Origin of the sequence: Paracoccus sp. 228 (assembly GCF_000967825.1) — a bacterium.
Classification (GTDB): domain Bacteria; phylum Pseudomonadota; class Alphaproteobacteria; order Rhodobacterales; family Rhodobacteraceae; genus Paracoccus; species Paracoccus marcusii.
This window is the reverse complement of sequence record NZ_JYGY01000003.1, coordinates 486,089-502,559: the sequence shown is the minus strand read 5'-3', so window position 1 is coordinate 502,559 and position 16,471 is coordinate 486,089. Positions and strand designations below refer to the sequence as shown.

Below are 16,471 nucleotides of genomic sequence, written 5' to 3'. Positions count from 1 at the left end.
GAAACCTCGGCAGTCCAAAACAGGCGATCCATAATGAGCTTTTCCCGCATTCTTCTGTCCACCACCCTGATCGGCGCGCTGGCCGCCTGTGCATCGCCGATGTCGCGCATGCCCGCCGCGGGCGGCCCCCGCGCGCCCGCCGACGTGACCGTGACCCCGATCCCGCCCGCCAATCCCGGCGACGAGGCCGGCCTGCAGCGGTTCGTCCAGCAGTTCCGCGCCCGCGCCCTGTCGTCGGGCGTGTCGGGCCCGACCTATGACCGCGCCATGGCGTTGGCCCGCTACAACCCCGAGGTGATCCGCCTGGACCGCCGCCAAGCCGAATTCTCGCGCCCCGTCTGGCTGTACCTGGACAGCGCCGTGTCGGACGTGCGCATCACCACCGGCCGCCAGAAGCTGGCGCAGCTGTCGCCCGTTCTGTCCCGGATCGAGGCGCAGTACGGCGTCCCGCGCGAGATCGTGCTGGCGGTCTGGGGGATGGAATCGAACTTCGGCGCCAACCGCGGCAGGATGCAGATCATCCCGTCGCTGGCGACGCTGGCCTATGACGGCCGCCGCGGAGAGATGTTCCAGAACCAGCTGATCGCCGCCCTGCAGATCCTTCAGGCGGGCGACACCGATCCCCAGCACATGCTGGGCAGCTGGGCGGGCGCGATGGGGCATACCCAGTTCATGCCGACCTCCTATCTGGAATACGCGGTCGACTTCAACGGCGACGGCCGCCGCGACATCTGGTCCGAGGACCCGACCGATTCGCTGGCCTCGACCGCGGCCTATCTGGCGCGCAGCGGCTGGCAGCGCGGCGCGACCTGGGGCGCCGAGGTCCGCCTGCCCGCCAACTTCAACATGGGCCTGATCGGCAAGGGCACCCGGCGGTCGGCCGGCGACTGGTCAGCACAGGGCGTGCGCACCATGTCGGGCGGCGGGCTGCCGGCGGGCAACGGCTCGATCATCATGCCGGCGGGGGCGCGGGGGCCTGCGTTCTTCATCACCGACAACTTCCGGTCGATCCTGCGCTACAACAACTCGGACAACTACGCCCTGGGCGTGTCCTACCTGGCGGAGCGCATCGCGGGCCGTCCGGGCATCCAAGGCGCCTGGCCGCGCCAGGACCGCACCCTGTCCACCGCCGAACGCCAGGAGATCCAGCAGCGCCTGGCACAGCGCGGCTTCTATCAGGGAGAGATCGACGGCCTGTTCGGTTCGGCCACAATGGAATCGGTCTCGGCCTTCCAGCGGTCCATCGGCGTGACGCCGGACGGCTATCCGACCTCGATCCTGCTGGACCAGCTGCGCCGGTGACCGATGCCTGCGGCCTTGCCCCGGCGGGGCCGTTTTCGAACGCGGAGCGCGCGGCGGTCTATCGCGCGATCCGCGAACGCCGCGACGTGCGGGGTCAGTTCCGCCCCGACCCGGTCGACCCCGCGACCCTGCGCCGCCTGCTGCAGGCGGCGCATGACGCGCCGTCCGTCGGGCTGTCACAGCCCTGGAACTTCATCCTGATCCGCGACGCGGCACTGCGCGGCCGCATCCATGACGCCTTCGCATCGGCCAATGCCGAGGCCGCCGACCGCTTTCCCGACCGCAAGGCGCTGTATTCGTCGCTGAAGCTGGAGGGGATCCTGCAGGCGCCGGTCAACCTGTGCATCACCTGCGACCGGACCCGGGGCGGCGCGCATGTGCTGGGCCGCACCCATGACCCGGCAACCGACCTCTATTCCACCGCCTGCGCGGTGCAGAACCTGTGGCTGGCCGCGCGGGCCGAAGGCATCGGGGTGGGCTGGGTCAGCATCTTCCGGCCCGACGACCTTCGCGGCCTGCTGCACCTGCCCGACCATGTCGTGCCGGTGGCCTATCTGTGCATCGGCCATGTCACCGAACTGTACCGCCAGCCCGAATTGCAAAGCCGGGGCTGGGCGGCGCGCCTGCCGCTGGACGAGCTGATCCTGGAGGATCGCTGGCCCGCGTCCTAGGCCAGATGAGGGTGGAACGCGCCCAGCACCTCGGCATAGACGGCGCGCTTGAAGGGCACGATGCTGTCCAGCACGTCCTCGGCCCGCATCCACCGCCACTGGTCGAACTCGGGGTGGGCGGTATCGATGCGGATGTCGGTGTCCTGGCCCAGGAACCGCAGCGCCAGCCATTTTTGGCACTGCCCGCCATAACGGCCCTTCCAGATCCGGCCGACCATCTCGGGCGGCAGGTCGTAGAAGACCCAGTCGGGCGTCTCGTCCAGCACCTCGACCAGCGATGGGTCGATGCCCGTCTCCTCGGTCAGCTCGCGCAGTGCGGCCTCGCGCGGGGTCTCCCCCTCGTCGATGCCGCCCTGGGGCATCTGCCACGCAGGCGGCTGGTCGGGGCTGCGGTCGATCCGGCGCCCGGCAAAGACCAGGCCCCGGTCGTCGATCAGCACCACGCCGGCGCAGGGCCGGTACGGCAGGCCGCCCGGCCCCATGCGTCCGTCCATCGGATCAGCCCTGGTCCGGGGCGGCCTCGGCCCCCTCGCCCGCACCTTCACCGGTGACCGCGGGCGTCTCCGCGGCAGGCACCTGGTCGGCGCGGAAGTTCACCGCGGCCAGACCCTTCAGCACGTCGACCGCATAGGCCAGCTGATAGTCCTCCTCGCGCAGCGCGGCGGTGGCCTCGACCTCGGCGGCCTCCTCCTCCATCTGCTTGCGCATCTCGTCGCTGACATCGTTGCCCAGGGCACCGCGCAGGTCGGCCTCGGACCGGCTGAAGTCGCTGTTGCTGCGGGCTTCCTCCTCCTCGACCTCGGGGGCCGGGGCGGGCTGGGCGACCAGGATGTCGGGCTGCACGCCCAGGGCCTGGATCGACCGGCCCGACGGGGTGAAGTACCGCGCCGTGGTCAGGCGGATGGCGCTGTCGGCGGTCACCGGCATGACCGTCTGGACCGAACCCTTGCCAAAGGACTTTTCGCCCACGACGATGGCGCGGCGGTGGTCCTGCAAGGCACCCGCGACGATTTCCGACGCGCTGGCCGAACCGCCGTTGATCAGCACGACCATCGGCTTGCCCTCGGCCAGATCGCCCGCCTCGGCGTTCCAGCGTTCGCTTTCTTCCGGGTTGCGGCCGCGGGTGCTGACGATCTCTCCGGCATCCAGAAAGGCGTCGCTGACGCTGATCGCCTGGTTCAGCAGGCCGCCGGGGTTGTTGCGCAGGTCCAGCACGAAACCGGTGACCCGGTCGATGCCGCCGGCTTCCTCGACGGCCTTCTTCAGTTCCGCCTGCAGCGTGTCATAGGTCTCGTCGTTGAAGGTGGACACCCGCAGCACGACCGCATGGCCCTCGACGCGGCTGCGCACCACGGTCAGCTTGATCGTGTCGCGCGACATGGTCAGGTCGAACGGCTCGCTCTCGCCCTCGCGCAGGACGGTGATGGTGATCTCGGACCCGATCGGGCCGCGCATCATCTCGACCGCGTCGTCCAAAGGCAGGCCCAGCAGCGATTCGCCGTTCACGTGGGTGATGAAGTCGCCCGGCTGGATGCCCGCATTCGCGGCGGGCGTGTCGTCGATGGGGGCCACGACCTTGACCAGGCCCTCCTCCTGGCTGACCTCGATCCCCAGGCCGCCGAAGCTGCCGCGGGTCTGGGTCTGCATGTCGGAATAATCGTCGGCCGACAGGAAGCTGGAATGCGGGTCAAGCGAGGTCAGCATGCCGTTGATGGCCGCCTCGATCAGCTCCTTGTCCTCGGGTGCCTCGACATAGTCGGTGCGGATGCGCTCGAAGATGTTCCCGAACAGCTCCAGCTGCTGATAGACCGAGGCATTCCCCTCGGCCGTCTCCTGCGCCAGCAGCGGACCGGCGATCTGGGTGGTGGCCAGGGCTCCGGCCAGAACGCCCCCCAGGCCTGCGATCAGATAATGTCTCATGGCGGTCTTTCCTGCCTCAGTCCTGTTGCGGGTCGACGACGGGATTCAGCACGAACCAGTCGGCGGGGTCCAGCGTTTCATTGCCCTGGCGCAGTTCCAGATACAGCGTCTCGCTGCGTCCGGCCTCGGCGCCCTGGGCGGCATCGGCGACGAATTGCGATCCGAACTCCTGGGCGGGGGCTTCCGCGCCCCCCATCAAGCCCACCGGATCGCCCGCCTTCAAGACGTCGCCCACTTCTCCGAAGACCTGGGACAGGCCTGCGAAGATCATTAGATAGCCGCGCGCGGGCTCGACGATCATCACATTGCCGTAATCCAGGAACGGCCCCCGATAGCGGATCGTCGCAGGCCAAGGCGTCTGCACCAGCGCCGCGGGGGCGGTGGCGATCACCCAGCCCGGTCGGCTGACCCCCGCCGCGTCCGGCTCCCGATAGGGGCGCAGCACGGTCCCCACCACCGGCAGGGCCAGGCTGCCGCGCGCGCCCTCGAAATCGTCCATGGGCGCGCCCACGTCCTTTTCCATCCGCGCGATGCCGGTCGCGAAATCGTCCAGGCTCTGCGCGGCCGCGCGCAGGGCCTGCAGCTCCTCGGGGTCCTCGGCATATCGCGCGGGCATCGAGCTGCGGTCCGTCACGGCGCTGGCCAGCAGGCGGCGGGCCTCCTGGACGCTGTCCAGGCCGCTGCCCAGCATGCCGGCGGCGTTCGACTGCAGCTGGCGGACGGTGGCGATCTCGTCCAGATCGGCCTGCAGGGCCTCGGCCTCGGCCCGCAGGCCGGGGGTGACGCCCGACAGGATCATCCCGGACCGCGCATTGGCCAGCGCCCCCGCCGGATGCAGCAGCATCGTCGATTCGGGGCTTTGCTGCAGCGCGGTCATCGCGCCCAGGACGCGCGCCAGCTGGTCGCGCTGCGCCTCGAACCGGTCGCGCAGCTCGGCCTCGCGGCCGCTGGCCTGGCGCAGGCCGCCGCGCAGGGCGGCCAGGCCCAGCTCGTATCCGCGAATGACCTCGGTCAGGGCCACCACCTGGTCGTCGGCGCTGACCGCCTCGGCCAGCTGGCCTATGGCCGCGCGCAGCAGGGCCGCGGCGGCCTCGGCATCCGCGACCGCCTGGTTGGCGGGGGTGGTCTCCGCAAGGGCCGGACCGGCAAGGGCGGCGCAGAGCGCCAGGGCAAGGCGGGTTCTCATCGGACGATCAGGCTTTCCCCGGTCATGTCGGCGGGCTGGTCCAGCCCCATCAGCGCCAGGACCGTTGGCGCCAGATCGGCCAGGCGCCCGTCGCGCAGCCCCGTGACGCCCGGCGCGCCATAGACGATGACCGGGACGGGGTTCAGCGTGTGCGCGGTATGCGGCCCGCCCGTCACCGGGTCGATCATCTGTTCGCAATTGCCGTGATCGGCGCAGATCACCGCCGCCCCCCCGACCGCGTCCAGCGCGGCAAGCATCCGGCCCAGACCGCGATCCACCGCCTCGCAGGCGCGGGCGGCCGCGTCCAGATCGCCGGTATGGCCGACCATGTCGGGATTGGCATAGTTCACCACGATCAGATCGTAGCCCTGACCGATGACCTGGACCAGCCTGTCGGTAACCTCGACGGACGCCATCTCGGGCGCCAGGTCATAGGTGGCAACCTTGGGGCTTTGCGGCATGTGGCGATCCTCGCCCGGTTCCGGCGTTTCCTTGCCGCCGTTCAGGAAGAAGGTCACGTGGGGGTATTTCTCGGTCTCGGCCAGGCGGAACTGGCGCAGGCCCTTGGCCGCGACCCAGGCCCCAAGGGTGTTCTGCACCTGCCGCTTGGGAAAGGCCGCCTGCATGAAGCTGTCGTGGCGGGTCGAATAATCGACCATGCCCAGCATAGCGGCCCAGGCCGGGCGTGTGGCGGCGTCAAAGCCGTCGAAGACGGGATCGCCCAGGGCAGACAGGATTTCACGCGCGCGGTCGGCGCGGAAGTTCAGGCAGAAGACCCCGTCCCCATCCCGCGCACCCGCATAGCCACCGATGACGAAGGGCGGCACGAACTCGTCCATCTCGCCGCGCGCATGGGCCGTGGCGATGGCGGACGCGGCGTCCGGCGCAGCCTCTCCCTGTCCGGCGACGACGGCGTCGAACGCGCGCTGCACCCGGTCCCAGCGGCTGTCGCGATCCAGTGCGTAATAGCGACCGATCACCGTTCCGATCCGCGCCCCTGCGGGCAGTCCGTCCTGCAGCGTGGCCAGAAAGCCCGGCGCCGAATCGGGGGCCACGTCGCGGCCGTCGGTGATCGCGTGGATCACCACCGGCACGCCTGCCTGGGCCACCGCGCGCGCCGCGGCCAGCACATGGACGATATGACCGTGAACACCGCCATCCGAGACGACGCCCAGAAGATGCGCGGTCCCGCCCGTGGCCTTCAGCCGGTCGATGAACGCCAGCAGCGGACCGTTGCGGCCAAAGCTGCCATCCTCGATCGCAAGATCGATCGCGCCCAGATCCATCGCGACCACGCGTCCGGCGCCGATATTCGTGTGACCCACCTCGGAATTGCCCATCTGGCCGCGCGGCAGGCCCACGTCGGGACCGTGCGTCACCAGCGTCGCATGGGGACAGTCGCGCATCAGACGGTCGAAATTCGGGGTCGCCGCCCGGTCCGGGGCGCTTTGTTCGGGTCGGGTGGACTGGCCCCAGCCGTCCAGAATGCACAGGATCACGGGTTTGGTCATCGGAGCCTCGCGGTTTTGCCCTTACTTACGCCTCGCGGGCGGCGGCGGCAACCAAGCCCGCCCATGCCCGGTGCCCCCTATGCCCGGTGTGCCCCCTACGCCCGGTGATAGGGCGACCCGGCGAGGATCGTGGCGGCGCGGTACAGCTGTTCGGCCAGCATCACGCGGACCAGCAGATGCGGCCAGACCATCCGGCCCAGGCTGATCTGCCAGTCGGCCCGCGCCCGCAACGACGGGTCCAGCCCGTCCGCGCCGCCGATCACGAAGCACACGTCGCGCGCCTGGTCGCGCCAGTCCGCCAGCCGCGCGGCGAATTCGGGAGAGGTCGGCTGATCGCCGCGTTCGTCCATCATCACCACCGCAGCGCCGGGTGGGATGGCCCGGGACAGCAGCTCCGCCTCGGCGGCCATGGTGCCGGCGCGACGATCTTCGACCTCGACGACGGACACGGCCGGCAGCCCCAGGCTGCGGCCGGTCTTGGCAAAGCGCTGCAGGTAATCGGCGACCAGCGCCGCCTCGGGGCCGGTCTTCAGCCGCCCCACGGCGGCGATGTCGATCCGCATTGCGGCGGATCAGTCCTGCGGCTGATAGCTGGACGGTTGGGCGGGTTCGCGCACGCGGGCCAGCGCATCGGCGGGCAGCCACATCTTTTCCAGCTGATAGAAGTCGCGGACCTCGGGGCGGAACACGTGGACGATCACGTCGTCCGTGTCGATCAGCACCCAGTCACCGGCATCCTTGCCCTCGATCCGCGGGCTGCGGCCGGTGACCTGCTTCACGCGCTCGGCCAGCTTCTCCGCGATGGCGCCCACCTGACGCGAGCTGCGCCCCGAGGCGATGACCATGTGGTCGGCAATGGCCGTGCGACCGCGCAGGTCGATGCTGACGACCTCCTCGGCCTTGTCGTCATCAAGGGAATTCAGCACCAAGGCCAGCATGTCGTCACTGGTATGCTGGCTGGTCTGCTGGGTCGAGGTCGGCCGACCGGCCGACGGGGCGTCTTGTGACAGGGTGTAGTCCTCCGGTCCGCGCGCCGATAGCCCCCGGCGCAGGGGTTCCCCCAACATAGCATCTTTTCGGCCCGTCTCAATCTCTCGCGGCATTTTCCTTGACATGCGCGCGCTTGCCAGCAGGCGGATGCTGGCCTAATCTGGCCGGATGATGCGTTATTTCGACATTCATGACCGCGCGCGCCTGCCGGGCCGCTTCTACGGCGAGATGCTGGGCGTGACCGCGCAGGGCTGACGGCTGCCCGCCCGTCACCCTTCCCGCATCACAGCCGAAAGACCTCAGCCATGACCCCTGCACGCACGCTTTACGACAAGATCTGGGACGCCCATGTGGTGGACCGCCAGGAAGACGGCACCTGCCTTCTGTATATCGACCGCCACCTGGTCCACGAGGTGACCAGCCCGCAGGCCTTCGAGGGGCTGCGCATGACCGGCCGCCCGGTCCGCGCGCCCGAACGCACCATCGCCGTGCCCGATCACAACGTGCCCACCACGCTGGACCGCCAGACCGGCATCGACAACGAGGAAAGCCGCATCCAGGTGGATGCGCTGGACCGCAACGCCCGCGAATTCGGGGTGGTCTATTACCCGGTGAACGACATCCGCCAGGGCATCGTGCACATCGTCGGCCCTGAACAGGGCTGGACCTTGCCCGGCATGACCGTCGTCTGCGGCGACAGCCATACCGCGACCCACGGTGCCTTCGGCGCGCTGGCCCACGGCATCGGCACGTCCGAGGTCGAGCATGTGCTGGCCACCCAGACCCTGATCCAGGGCAAGTCCAAGAACATGAAGGTCGAGATCACCGGACGCCTGGCCCCCGGCGTGACCGCCAAGGACATCGTCCTGCGCATCATCGCCGAGACCGGCACCGCGGGCGGCACCGGCCATGTCATCGAATATTGCGGAGAGGCGATCCGCAACCTGTCGATGGAAGGCCGCATGACCATCTGCAACATGGCGATCGAGGGCGGCGCCCGCGCCGGCCTGATCGCCCCGGACGAGGTGACGTTCAACTACGTCAAGGGCCGCCCCCATGCGCCCAAGGGCGCCCAGTGGGAGGCCGCCGTCGCCTGGTGGAAGACGCTGTTCTCGGACGACGGCGCGCATTTCGACAAGGTCCTGACCATCCGCGCCGAGGACATCGCGCCGACCGTCACCTGGGGCACCAGCCCCGAGGACGCGCTGCCGATCACGGCATCCGTGCCCGACCCGGAAAGCTTTGCGGGCGGCAAGGTCGATGCCGCGCGCCGGTCGCTGGACTATATGGGCCTGACCGCCGGCACGCCGCTGACCGACATCGCCATCGACGCGGTCTTCATCGGATCCTGCACCAACGGCCGGATCGAGGACCTGCGCGCGGCCGCCGACGTGCTGCGCGGGCGCAAGCTGGCGCCGGGCGTGCGCGGCATGGTCGTGCCGGGATCGGGCCTGGTCCGCGCCATGGCCGAGGAGGAAGGGCTGGACCGCATCTTCATCGACGCAGGCTTTGAATGGCGGCTGGCCGGCTGCTCGATGTGCCTGGGCATGAACCCCGACCAGCTGAAGCCCGGCGAACGCTGCGCCGCGACCAGCAACCGCAACTTCGAGGGGCGCCAGGGCTACAAGGGCCGCACCCACCTGATGAGCCCCGCGATGGCGGCCGCCGCCGGCGTCACCGGACGCCTGACCGACATCCGCGAATTCGCGCACGAACCGGCCTGAGGACATCATGGACAAGTTCACCACCCTGACCGGCATCGCGGCCCCCATGCCGCTGGTCAACATCGATACCGACATGATCATCCCCAAGCAGTTCCTGAAGACCATCAAGCGGTCCGGCCTGGGCGTGAACCTGTTCGACGAGATGCGCTATGACCGCGACGGGAACGAGATCCCAGATTTCGTCCTGAACCGGCCCGCCTATCGCGACGCCCAGATCCTGATCGCGGGCGACAATTTCGGCTGTGGCTCCTCGCGCGAGCATGCCCCCTGGGCGCTGCTGGATTTCGGCATTCGCTGCGTCGTCTCGACCAGCTTTGCCGACATCTTCTTCAACAACTGCTTCAAGAACGGCATCCTGCCGGTGGTCCTGCCCCAGGATGCGGTCGACGCGCTGATGCGCGATGCCGAGAAGGGCGCGAATGCCCGCATCACCGTCGATCTGGACGCGCAGACGGTGACCGGTGCGGACGGCACCGAATACGGCTTCGACATCGACCCGTTCCGCAAGCATTGCCTGATGAACGGCCTGGACGACATCGGCCTGACGATGGAAAAGGCCCCCGCCATCGACACGTTCGAGACGCAGATGGCCCAGGCCCGCCCTTGGGTCTAAGGGCCCTTGCCCTGGCCATGCTGCTGGCGAGCCCGGCGGCGGCCGATCCGCTGCGCATCGCCACCTGGGACCCCGGCCTGTCGCGCGACGGGCCGGGTCTTTTGTTGCGCGACATCATGGCCCGCGATCCGCAGGTGCTGGCCGCGGCGCAGGTGATCGCCCATGCCGCGCCCGATGCGATCCTGCTGACCGGGCTGGACTGGGACCTGGACAACCGCGCGCTGACCGCATTCGCGGGCCTGCTGGCCGAACAGGGTCATGCGATGCCGCATCATCATGCGACGCAATCCAACCGCGGCATGGCCACGGGCGTTGACCTGGATGGCGACGGGCGCGCGGGCCAGCCCCGCGATGCGCAGGGCTATGGCGCCTTCACCGGACAGGCGGGGCTGGCGGTGCTGTCGCGCCTGCCCATCGCGGGCGTCGCCGATCACAGCGCGACGCTGTGGCGCGACCTGCCGGGCAACCGGATGCCCGAAAGCCCCCATGCCGACATCCAGCGCCTGTCCAGCACGGCGCATTGGGACGTGGCGCTGGACACGCCTGCGGGGCCGCTGCACCTGCTGGCACTGGCCGCGACACCCCCCGCCTTCGAGGATCGCAATCCCGCCCGCAACCATGACGAGGTCACCTTCTGGCTGACCCACCTTCCCGACGCGCCCTTTGCGATCCTGGGCAACCTGAACGTCGATCCGCAGGACGGCGACGGCGATCCGGCCACGTTGGCCGCACTGGCCGCCGTTACCCAGGACCCCCGGCCGCGCGGCGCATGGCAACCTCCGCAGACCGGACCGAATGCCGGCCAGCGGGGCGACCCGGCGCTGGATACGGCGGAATACGACCGCGCGCCGGGCAACCTGCGACTGGACTACGTCCTGCCTGCGAAGGGGCTGTCGGTGCTGGCGTCGGGTGTCGTCTGGCCCGCGCCCGACGATCCGCTGGCAGAGGCCGTGGCGCTGGCCTCGCATCGCAGGCTGGTCTGGGTCGACCTAGACCTCAAATGAGGTAACGGCCTCCCAGGCCGCATCCAGGTCGCCCCGCGTCACGCAATAGGGCGGCAGCACATAGACCGTGTTCCCCAAGGGACGCAGCAGCACGCCGCGATCCATGCAATGCGCCCGCATCCGCGGCCCGACCTCGGACAGATAGCCGCCCTGTGGCACGACCAGGTCGGCGGCGGCGATGGTGCCGCATTGGCGGATGTTGGTGAACCGCCCGTCCAGCCGCGCCAGCCGTTCGGCCTGCATGGCGGTCAGCGCGTCCAGCCTCGCCTGCATCGGGCGGGCCTGCCACAGCCGCACCTGCGCCAGCGCCGCCGCGCAGGCGATCGGGTTCGCGGTATAGCTGCTGGAGTGATAGAAGGTCCGCCGCCGGTCCTTGGACCGATGCGCCTCGAAGATCCGCCCGCTGGCCAGCGTCGCCGCCAGCGGCACCACGCCCCCGGTCAACCCCTTGGACGTGCACAGGATATCGGGCGCGACGCCCGCATGATCGCAGGCCCACAACTGCCCGGTGCGGCCCCATCCGGTCATCACCTCGTCGGCGATCATCAGCACGTCGTGGCGGTCGCAGATCGCCCGCAGCCCGGCCAGAGCCGCGGGGGCGTACATCCGCATCCCCCCCGCGCCCAGCACCAGCGGCTCCAGAATGATCGCCGCCATCCGCCCGCTGGCCGCCAGCGCCTCGAACGCCGCCAGCGTCGCGGTGCCATCGTCCTCGGGAAAGGGCAACCGGTCCACCCCGAACATCAGCGGGTCATAGGCGGCGTTGAAGACCCCCCGCTCTCCGACGCTCATCGTGCCGATGGTGTCGCCGTGATAGCTGTCCTCGATCACCGCGATGCGGTGGCGGCCGTCGCCCTCGTGGCGCCAATAGCCCAGGGCCATCTTCAACGCGACCTCGACCGCGGTCGATCCGCTGTCGCTGTAGAACACGTGGTCCAGCCCCGCGGGCGTCATCGCCACCAGCGCCTCGGCCAGCTCCTCCGCCGGGTCATGGGTCAGCCCGGCAAAGATCACCTGATCCAGCCGCCCGGCGGTCTCGCGGATGGCCTCCACGATCTGGGGCTGATTGTGGCCATGCGTGACCACCCACCAACTGCTGATCCCGTCCAGCAGCGGGCCGCGATCGGTCAGGATATGCGCGCCCTGGGCGCCGACCGCCCGGGGCGGGGCCGGTTCGGTGCCATGCTGAAAGAACGGATGCCAGACGGCGCTCATGTGAAATCCCCTGCGCTAAACGCGGCCCGCATCGCGGCGGTCAGGCTGTCCCTGTCCAGCTGGTCCAGCAAAGGCAGGCGTCCCAGCACCCTGACCCGACCCAGATCGCCGATGGTCGCCATGTTGTCGTCATTCGCAGGTCCGACGAAGGCCACGCCATGCACCGGCACGCCCCGCGCGCGCAGGCTCTCCAGCGCGGTCAGGCTGTGGCTGATCGTGCCCAGCCCCGTGGCACAGACGACGATCACCGGCACTTGCCAGCGCGCGAACAGGTCCGCGAACAGCACGTGCCGCGTGACGGGCACCAGCGCGCCGCCCGCCCCCTCGATCACCAGCCGCGCGGCATCGGGCGGGGTCCAGCCCGCCGGGTCCAGCGTGACGCCCGCCAGCTCCGCCGCCCGGTGCGGCGACAGGGGCTGGGGCAGCAGCGCGGCCTCGGGGTGGGTCCGGGCGCCGGACAGCCGCTCGACCTCGGCGCGGTCGGTGCCGGGTTGGGCGGCATTCCCGCGGTCGGCGGAAATGGCGTCGTTTTCGACGTTCCCGGCCAGCCCCGACTGCACCGGCTTCCAGTACTCTGCCCCGATCAGCCCGCACAGCCCGGCCGCGAAGACCGTCTTGCCGACATCGGTGCCGGTGCTTGTGATCACAAATCGGGCCACAGGTCCTCCAGCGTCTCGGCCAGCCGCAGCACATCCGCGCGCGTGGCGTTCAGCGTCAGCGACACCCGCAGCCGCGACGTGCCCTCGGGCACAGTCGGAGGGCGGATGCCGCGCGCGTCGAACCCGCGCGCCTGCACCTGTGCGGCCAGCGCCATGGTTTCGGCATTGGGTCCGACGATCAGCGGCACGATCTGGCTGCCGCTCAGCGGAACCTGCGGCAGGCGGCGCGCCATCTGGTCGTGGAACGCCACGACATGGCCCGCCAGGGTCGCCTGACGCCACGGTTCGTCCTGCAGCATCGCCAGCGCCTCCAGCCCCGCGGCCGCCATCAGCGGCGACGGCGCGGTGGCAAAGATGAAGGGCCGGCAGCGGTTCACCAGGAAATCGATCAGCACCCGCGCCCCGCAGATCAGCGCACCGGACCCGCCCAAGGCCTTGCCAAGCGTATGCAGCGTCACGACGTTGTCGCGCCCTTCCAGGTGGTGGGCCAGTCCCCGCCCCCGGGGACCGAAGACGCCCGTCGCATGCGCCTCGTCGATCAGCAGAAAGCCGTGCGCGTCCGCCAGCCGCATCAGGTCGTCCAGCGGTGCTTGGTCCCCGTCCATGCTGTAAAGGCTCTCGACCGCGATCCAGACCGCCCCCGTGTTGCCCGCGCGGCGCCATGCGGTGATCACATCCTCGGCGTGGCCGACATCGCCGTGGCGAAAGCTGGCGACCTCGGCGCGCCCGGCCCGCGCCCCCTCATGCGTGCTGGCATGGGCCAGCGCATCCATCAGCAGCAGGTCCCCCCGCTGCGGCAGGGTGGTGATGACCGCGAAGTTCGCGACATAGCCCCCACCAAAGCCCAGGGCCGCCTCGGCGCCGAAGAACCGCGCGGCGGCATCCTCGAACCCGGCCTGCCGGTCGGTGTTGCCCCGCAGCAGGCGCGACCCCGCCGCGCCCACTGGAACGCCCGCATCCAGCGCCCGCACGACCGCGGCCCGCATCCGGTCGCTTTGCGCAAGGCCCAGATAGTCGTTCGACGAAAAGTCGATCCCCCGACGCTCAGCCAGGCTGCGCAACCGCGCATCGCCCGCCAGACCCTGCAGGTCGCGTCGATAGGTCGCCAGCCGGTCCAAGCCGCGGCCCCGGCCCTAGCGCAGGATCGGAATGGCGGGGTCGGCGGCCAGCAATTCGGCCCGGCGCGCTGCGTCGGGATGATGTTCGTGCGCCTGCATGGGCTGAAGGCCCAGCTTGGCGAACAGGCGCATGTCGCTTTCCTCCTCGGGGTTGTCCTTGGTCAGCAGCGTGTCGCCCACGAAGATCGAATTGGCCCCGGCAAAGAAGCACATCGCCTGCATCTCGTCCGACATGGCGGTGCGGCCGGCGGACAGGCGGACATGGCTGCGCGGCATCATGATGCGCGCGGTGGCGATCATGCGCACGAAATCGATGGGGTCCACCGGGGCGGCGTCGGCCAACGGGGTGCCCTCGACCGGGATCAGCATGTTGATCGGCACGCTTTCCGGCGCGACAGGCAGGTTGGCCAGCGTCACCAGCATGTCGACGCGGTCCTGCGGCCCCTCGCCCAGACCCAGGATGCCGCCCGAGCAGACCTTGATCCCGGCCTGCCGGACGGTGTCCAGCGTGTCCAGCCGGTCGGCAAAGCTGCGGGTGGTGATGACGTTGCCGTAATGCGCCTCGGACGTGTCGATGTTGTGGTTGTAGTAGTCCAGCCCGGCATCGGCCAACTGGCGCGACTGGTCCGCATCCAGCATGCCCAGGGTCATGCAGGTCTCCATTCCCAGGGCCTTGACGCCCTCGACCATGGCGATGATCTGCGGCATGTCGCGCGCCTTAGGGCTGCGCCAGGCGGCGCCCATGCAATAGCGTGTGGCACCGGCGTCGCGGGCACGGCGCGCCTCGGCCAGCACGCGCTCGACCTCCATCAGCTTGGATGCCGACAGGCCCGACGCATGGCGGGCCGACTGGCTGCAATAGCTGCAATCCTCTGGGCAGCCGCCGGTCTTGATCGACAGAAGGCGGCTCAGCTGCACGCGGTTCGGGTCGAAATGCTGACGGTGCACGGTCTGCGCCTGAAACAGCAGATCCATCAGCGGCAGGTCAAAGACGGCGCGCGCGCCCTCGGCAGTCCAGATCTTGCGGTGGCTGTCGGTGTTCGGATCGCTGTGCAGCATGGCTCTTCCCCGTGGCTTGGCACCGTGCCTAGCATTCCGGTCGCAGCCTGTCCAATGCCGCCGACGGCTCAGTATTTCTCCTTGCGGCGGCGTTCCGCCTCGTCCTGTCCCAAGCCCAGCAGCGCCTCGGCCCGGCCGAATTCGCGCGCCGCCTGCTGGCGGGCGATCTGGAACCGGGGCAGCATCCGCTGCAGCTCCTGGTCGGCATGGCGCAGCTCTCGTGCGGCACGCCCGGCTTGGGCGTTGGCGATGCGCGCCTCGGGCAGGGTCAGGGGGGCGGTGCTGTCATAGCTTTGCGCCAGCGTGGCCTGCAGCGAATCGATGCGCTGGCGTGCCACGGTCATGTGCGCATTGAACGCCGCAAAGGTCTTGAGCTGACGCTCGGCCTTCAGCCGCGCGATGCGTTCCAGCTGCTGCAGCTGCTTGATCTTGTCTACCATCCGGAACGGGCCTTCTGTCGCATCTTCTCGGCAAAGCGGATCGCGGCGGCAACGGCGGCGAAATGGGCGCGGTCGATCTCCTCGCCCACCTTGACCTGGGCGTGGATGGCGCGGGCGCAGGGCGGGTCGGACCAGATGGGCACGCCCGCCTCGGTCGCCTTGGCGCGAATGCGGGCGGCGACTTCGTCGGTGCCCTTGGCCACGCAGACCGGGGCACGGCCGGACCCCCGCGACCATTTCAGGGCGACGGCATAATGGGTCGGGTTGACGATGATGACGTCGGCGGTGGGCACGTCGGCCAGCATCTGCTTCATCGCGATGTCGACCGCGCGCTGGCGGCGGGCGCCCTTCATGTGCGGGTCGCCTTCGGAATCCTTGAACTCGTCCTGCATTTCCTGGCGGCTCATGCGGTTCTTGCGGCGGTGGTCGAACCACTTCCACAGCATGTCCGGCACGGTGAAGACGATCGAGACGACCAGCCCCAGCATCAGCACCTGCCCAAGGATCGAGCCCAGTGCCGCAACCCATTGCCCGTCCGCCATCGCCGCGGCGGCGATCCGGTCCAGCAGCGATGTGAACAGGAACCACCCCCCCGCACAGACCAGCCCGGCCTTGCCCAGGGAAAAGGCAAAGGTCACCAGGCCGTCCTTTCCGAACTTCTGCGCGGCGTTCTTGACCGGGTTGATGCGCTTGATGTCGAAGGCCAGCTTCTGCGGCGAAAAGATCAGCGCCCGCGTGGCGATCAGGCCCAGAAGGATCGCCCCCATCACCAGCGCGGCCAAGCCGATCGTGGCTGTCGCGGCATAGGCGGCCAGGCCGCGCGCGATCGGTGCCGGCCCGCTGTCCGACCAGCCCTCGGCGCCAAGCGCCCGCGTGGCCATGGCCATCCATTGGCGCACCGCAAAGCCTGCCATGACCGAAAAGGCCAGGAATGCCCCCAGATACATCATCGTGACGTTCAATTCCGTCGATCGCGGAATGTCGCCCTTTTCGCGCGCACGCTGCAGCTTCTGGTCGGTGGCCTCGAACTGCTTGTCATCGGTATCCTCGCTCATCCGC

At 69.6% G+C, this 16,471-nt stretch carries 17 protein-coding genes; 5 read left to right on the top strand and 12 right to left on the bottom strand.

Annotated features, from left to right (window positions below):
* Window positions 1-33 precede the first annotated feature (33 nt).
* Complete coding sequence (locus tag SY26_RS12065) at window positions 34-1,302, top strand: lytic murein transglycosylase (RefSeq protein WP_046000690.1); 1,269 nt, start codon at window positions 34-36, stop codon at window positions 1,300-1,302.
* On the top strand, window positions 1,299-1,973 hold the full coding sequence (gene bluB / locus SY26_RS12060) for a 5,6-dimethylbenzimidazole synthase (protein ID WP_046000689.1): 675 nt from the start codon (window positions 1,299-1,301) through the stop codon (window positions 1,971-1,973). Before SY26_RS12065 ends, bluB begins: the two co-directional genes overlap by 4 nt.
* Here the strand turns inward: bluB and SY26_RS12055 are convergent.
* The 6 genes from SY26_RS12055 to rsfS form a co-directional block, all read right to left on the bottom strand.
* Entirely contained in the window at window positions 1,970-2,467 is a 498-nt protein-coding gene (locus SY26_RS12055; RefSeq protein WP_046000688.1) for an RNA pyrophosphohydrolase, read from the bottom strand. The two genes, bluB and SY26_RS12055, sit on opposite strands and share 4 nt — an antisense overlap.
* 4 nt (window positions 2,468-2,471) lie before the next feature.
* Window positions 2,472-3,893: a S41 family peptidase gene (locus tag SY26_RS12050; protein ID WP_046000687.1), complete on the bottom strand. Its 1,422-nt coding sequence runs from the start codon at window positions 3,891-3,893 to the stop codon at window positions 2,472-2,474.
* 16 nt (window positions 3,894-3,909) lie between these two features.
* Window positions 3,910-5,079 carry a murein hydrolase activator EnvC gene (locus tag SY26_RS12045; RefSeq protein ID WP_046000686.1) on the bottom strand — a complete coding sequence of 390 codons (1,170 nt, stop codon included), beginning with the start codon at window positions 5,077-5,079 and terminating at the stop codon, window positions 3,910-3,912.
* Window positions 5,076-6,590 (bottom strand): 2,3-bisphosphoglycerate-independent phosphoglycerate mutase, encoded by a 1,515-nt coding sequence (gene gpmI / locus SY26_RS12040; protein ID WP_046000685.1) that lies wholly within the window; start codon window positions 6,588-6,590, stop codon window positions 5,076-5,078. Before gpmI ends, SY26_RS12045 begins: the two co-directional genes overlap by 4 nt.
* Before the next feature lie 95 nt (window positions 6,591-6,685).
* Window positions 6,686-7,153: a 23S rRNA (pseudouridine(1915)-N(3))-methyltransferase RlmH gene (gene rlmH, locus SY26_RS12035; RefSeq protein ID WP_045982811.1), complete on the bottom strand. Its 468-nt coding sequence runs from the start codon at window positions 7,151-7,153 to the stop codon at window positions 6,686-6,688.
* Window positions 7,154-7,162: 9 nt separating this feature from the next.
* A complete protein-coding gene (gene rsfS / locus SY26_RS12030; protein ID WP_045982838.1) occupies window positions 7,163-7,528 on the bottom strand; it encodes a ribosome silencing factor in 366 nt (121 codons plus the stop codon).
* A gap of 357 nt (window positions 7,529-7,885) precedes the next feature.
* Here rsfS and leuC point away from each other — a divergent pair, with 357 nt between their 5' ends.
* Genes leuC through SY26_RS12015 form a run of 3 tightly spaced genes read left to right on the top strand, consistent with a single transcriptional unit; the run spans window position 7,886 to window position 10,921 of the window.
* Window positions 7,886-9,304 carry a 3-isopropylmalate dehydratase large subunit gene (gene leuC, locus SY26_RS12025; RefSeq protein ID WP_045982810.1) on the top strand — a complete coding sequence of 473 codons (1,419 nt, stop codon included), beginning with the start codon at window positions 7,886-7,888 and terminating at the stop codon, window positions 9,302-9,304.
* Between the two features lie 7 nt (window positions 9,305-9,311).
* Complete coding sequence (leuD, locus tag SY26_RS12020) at window positions 9,312-9,917, top strand: 3-isopropylmalate dehydratase small subunit (RefSeq protein WP_046000684.1); 606 nt, start codon at window positions 9,312-9,314, stop codon at window positions 9,915-9,917.
* A 17-nt stretch (window positions 9,918-9,934) separates the two neighbouring features.
* On the top strand, window positions 9,935-10,921 hold the full coding sequence (locus SY26_RS12015; protein WP_046000683.1) for an endonuclease/exonuclease/phosphatase family protein: 987 nt from the start codon (window positions 9,935-9,937) through the stop codon (window positions 10,919-10,921).
* Here the strand turns inward: SY26_RS12015 and SY26_RS12010 are convergent.
* The 6 genes from SY26_RS12010 to flhB all read right to left on the bottom strand — a co-directional run bounded on the left by SY26_RS12010 (window position 10,907) and on the right by flhB (window position 16,467).
* A complete protein-coding gene (locus tag SY26_RS12010) occupies window positions 10,907-12,136 on the bottom strand; it encodes an adenosylmethionine--8-amino-7-oxononanoate transaminase (RefSeq protein WP_046000682.1) in 1,230 nt (409 codons plus the stop codon). The two genes, SY26_RS12015 and SY26_RS12010, sit on opposite strands and share 15 nt — an antisense overlap.
* Window positions 12,133-12,783, bottom strand: a complete 651-nt coding sequence (bioD, locus tag SY26_RS21150) for an ATP-dependent dethiobiotin synthetase BioD (protein WP_232303331.1) — start codon at window positions 12,781-12,783, stop codon at window positions 12,133-12,135. Before bioD ends, SY26_RS12010 begins: the two co-directional genes overlap by 4 nt.
* Complete coding sequence (locus SY26_RS21145) at window positions 12,780-13,913, bottom strand: 8-amino-7-oxononanoate synthase (protein WP_046000680.1); 1,134 nt, start codon at window positions 13,911-13,913, stop codon at window positions 12,780-12,782. The genes bioD and SY26_RS21145 overlap by 4 nt, the downstream gene beginning before the upstream one ends.
* A 15-nt stretch (window positions 13,914-13,928) precedes the next feature.
* Window positions 13,929-14,972 (bottom strand): biotin synthase BioB, encoded by a 1,044-nt coding sequence (bioB, locus tag SY26_RS11995; protein ID WP_046000679.1) that lies wholly within the window; start codon window positions 14,970-14,972, stop codon window positions 13,929-13,931.
* Window positions 14,973-15,040: 68 nt separating this feature from the next.
* Window positions 15,041-15,412: a hypothetical protein gene (locus SY26_RS11990; protein WP_045982803.1), complete on the bottom strand. Its 372-nt coding sequence runs from the start codon at window positions 15,410-15,412 to the stop codon at window positions 15,041-15,043.
* On the bottom strand, window positions 15,406-16,467 hold the full coding sequence (gene flhB / locus SY26_RS11985) for a flagellar type III secretion system protein FlhB (protein ID WP_046000678.1): 1,062 nt from the start codon (window positions 16,465-16,467) through the stop codon (window positions 15,406-15,408). Before flhB ends, SY26_RS11990 begins: the two co-directional genes overlap by 7 nt.
* Between the last annotated feature and the right edge of the window lie 4 nt (window positions 16,468-16,471).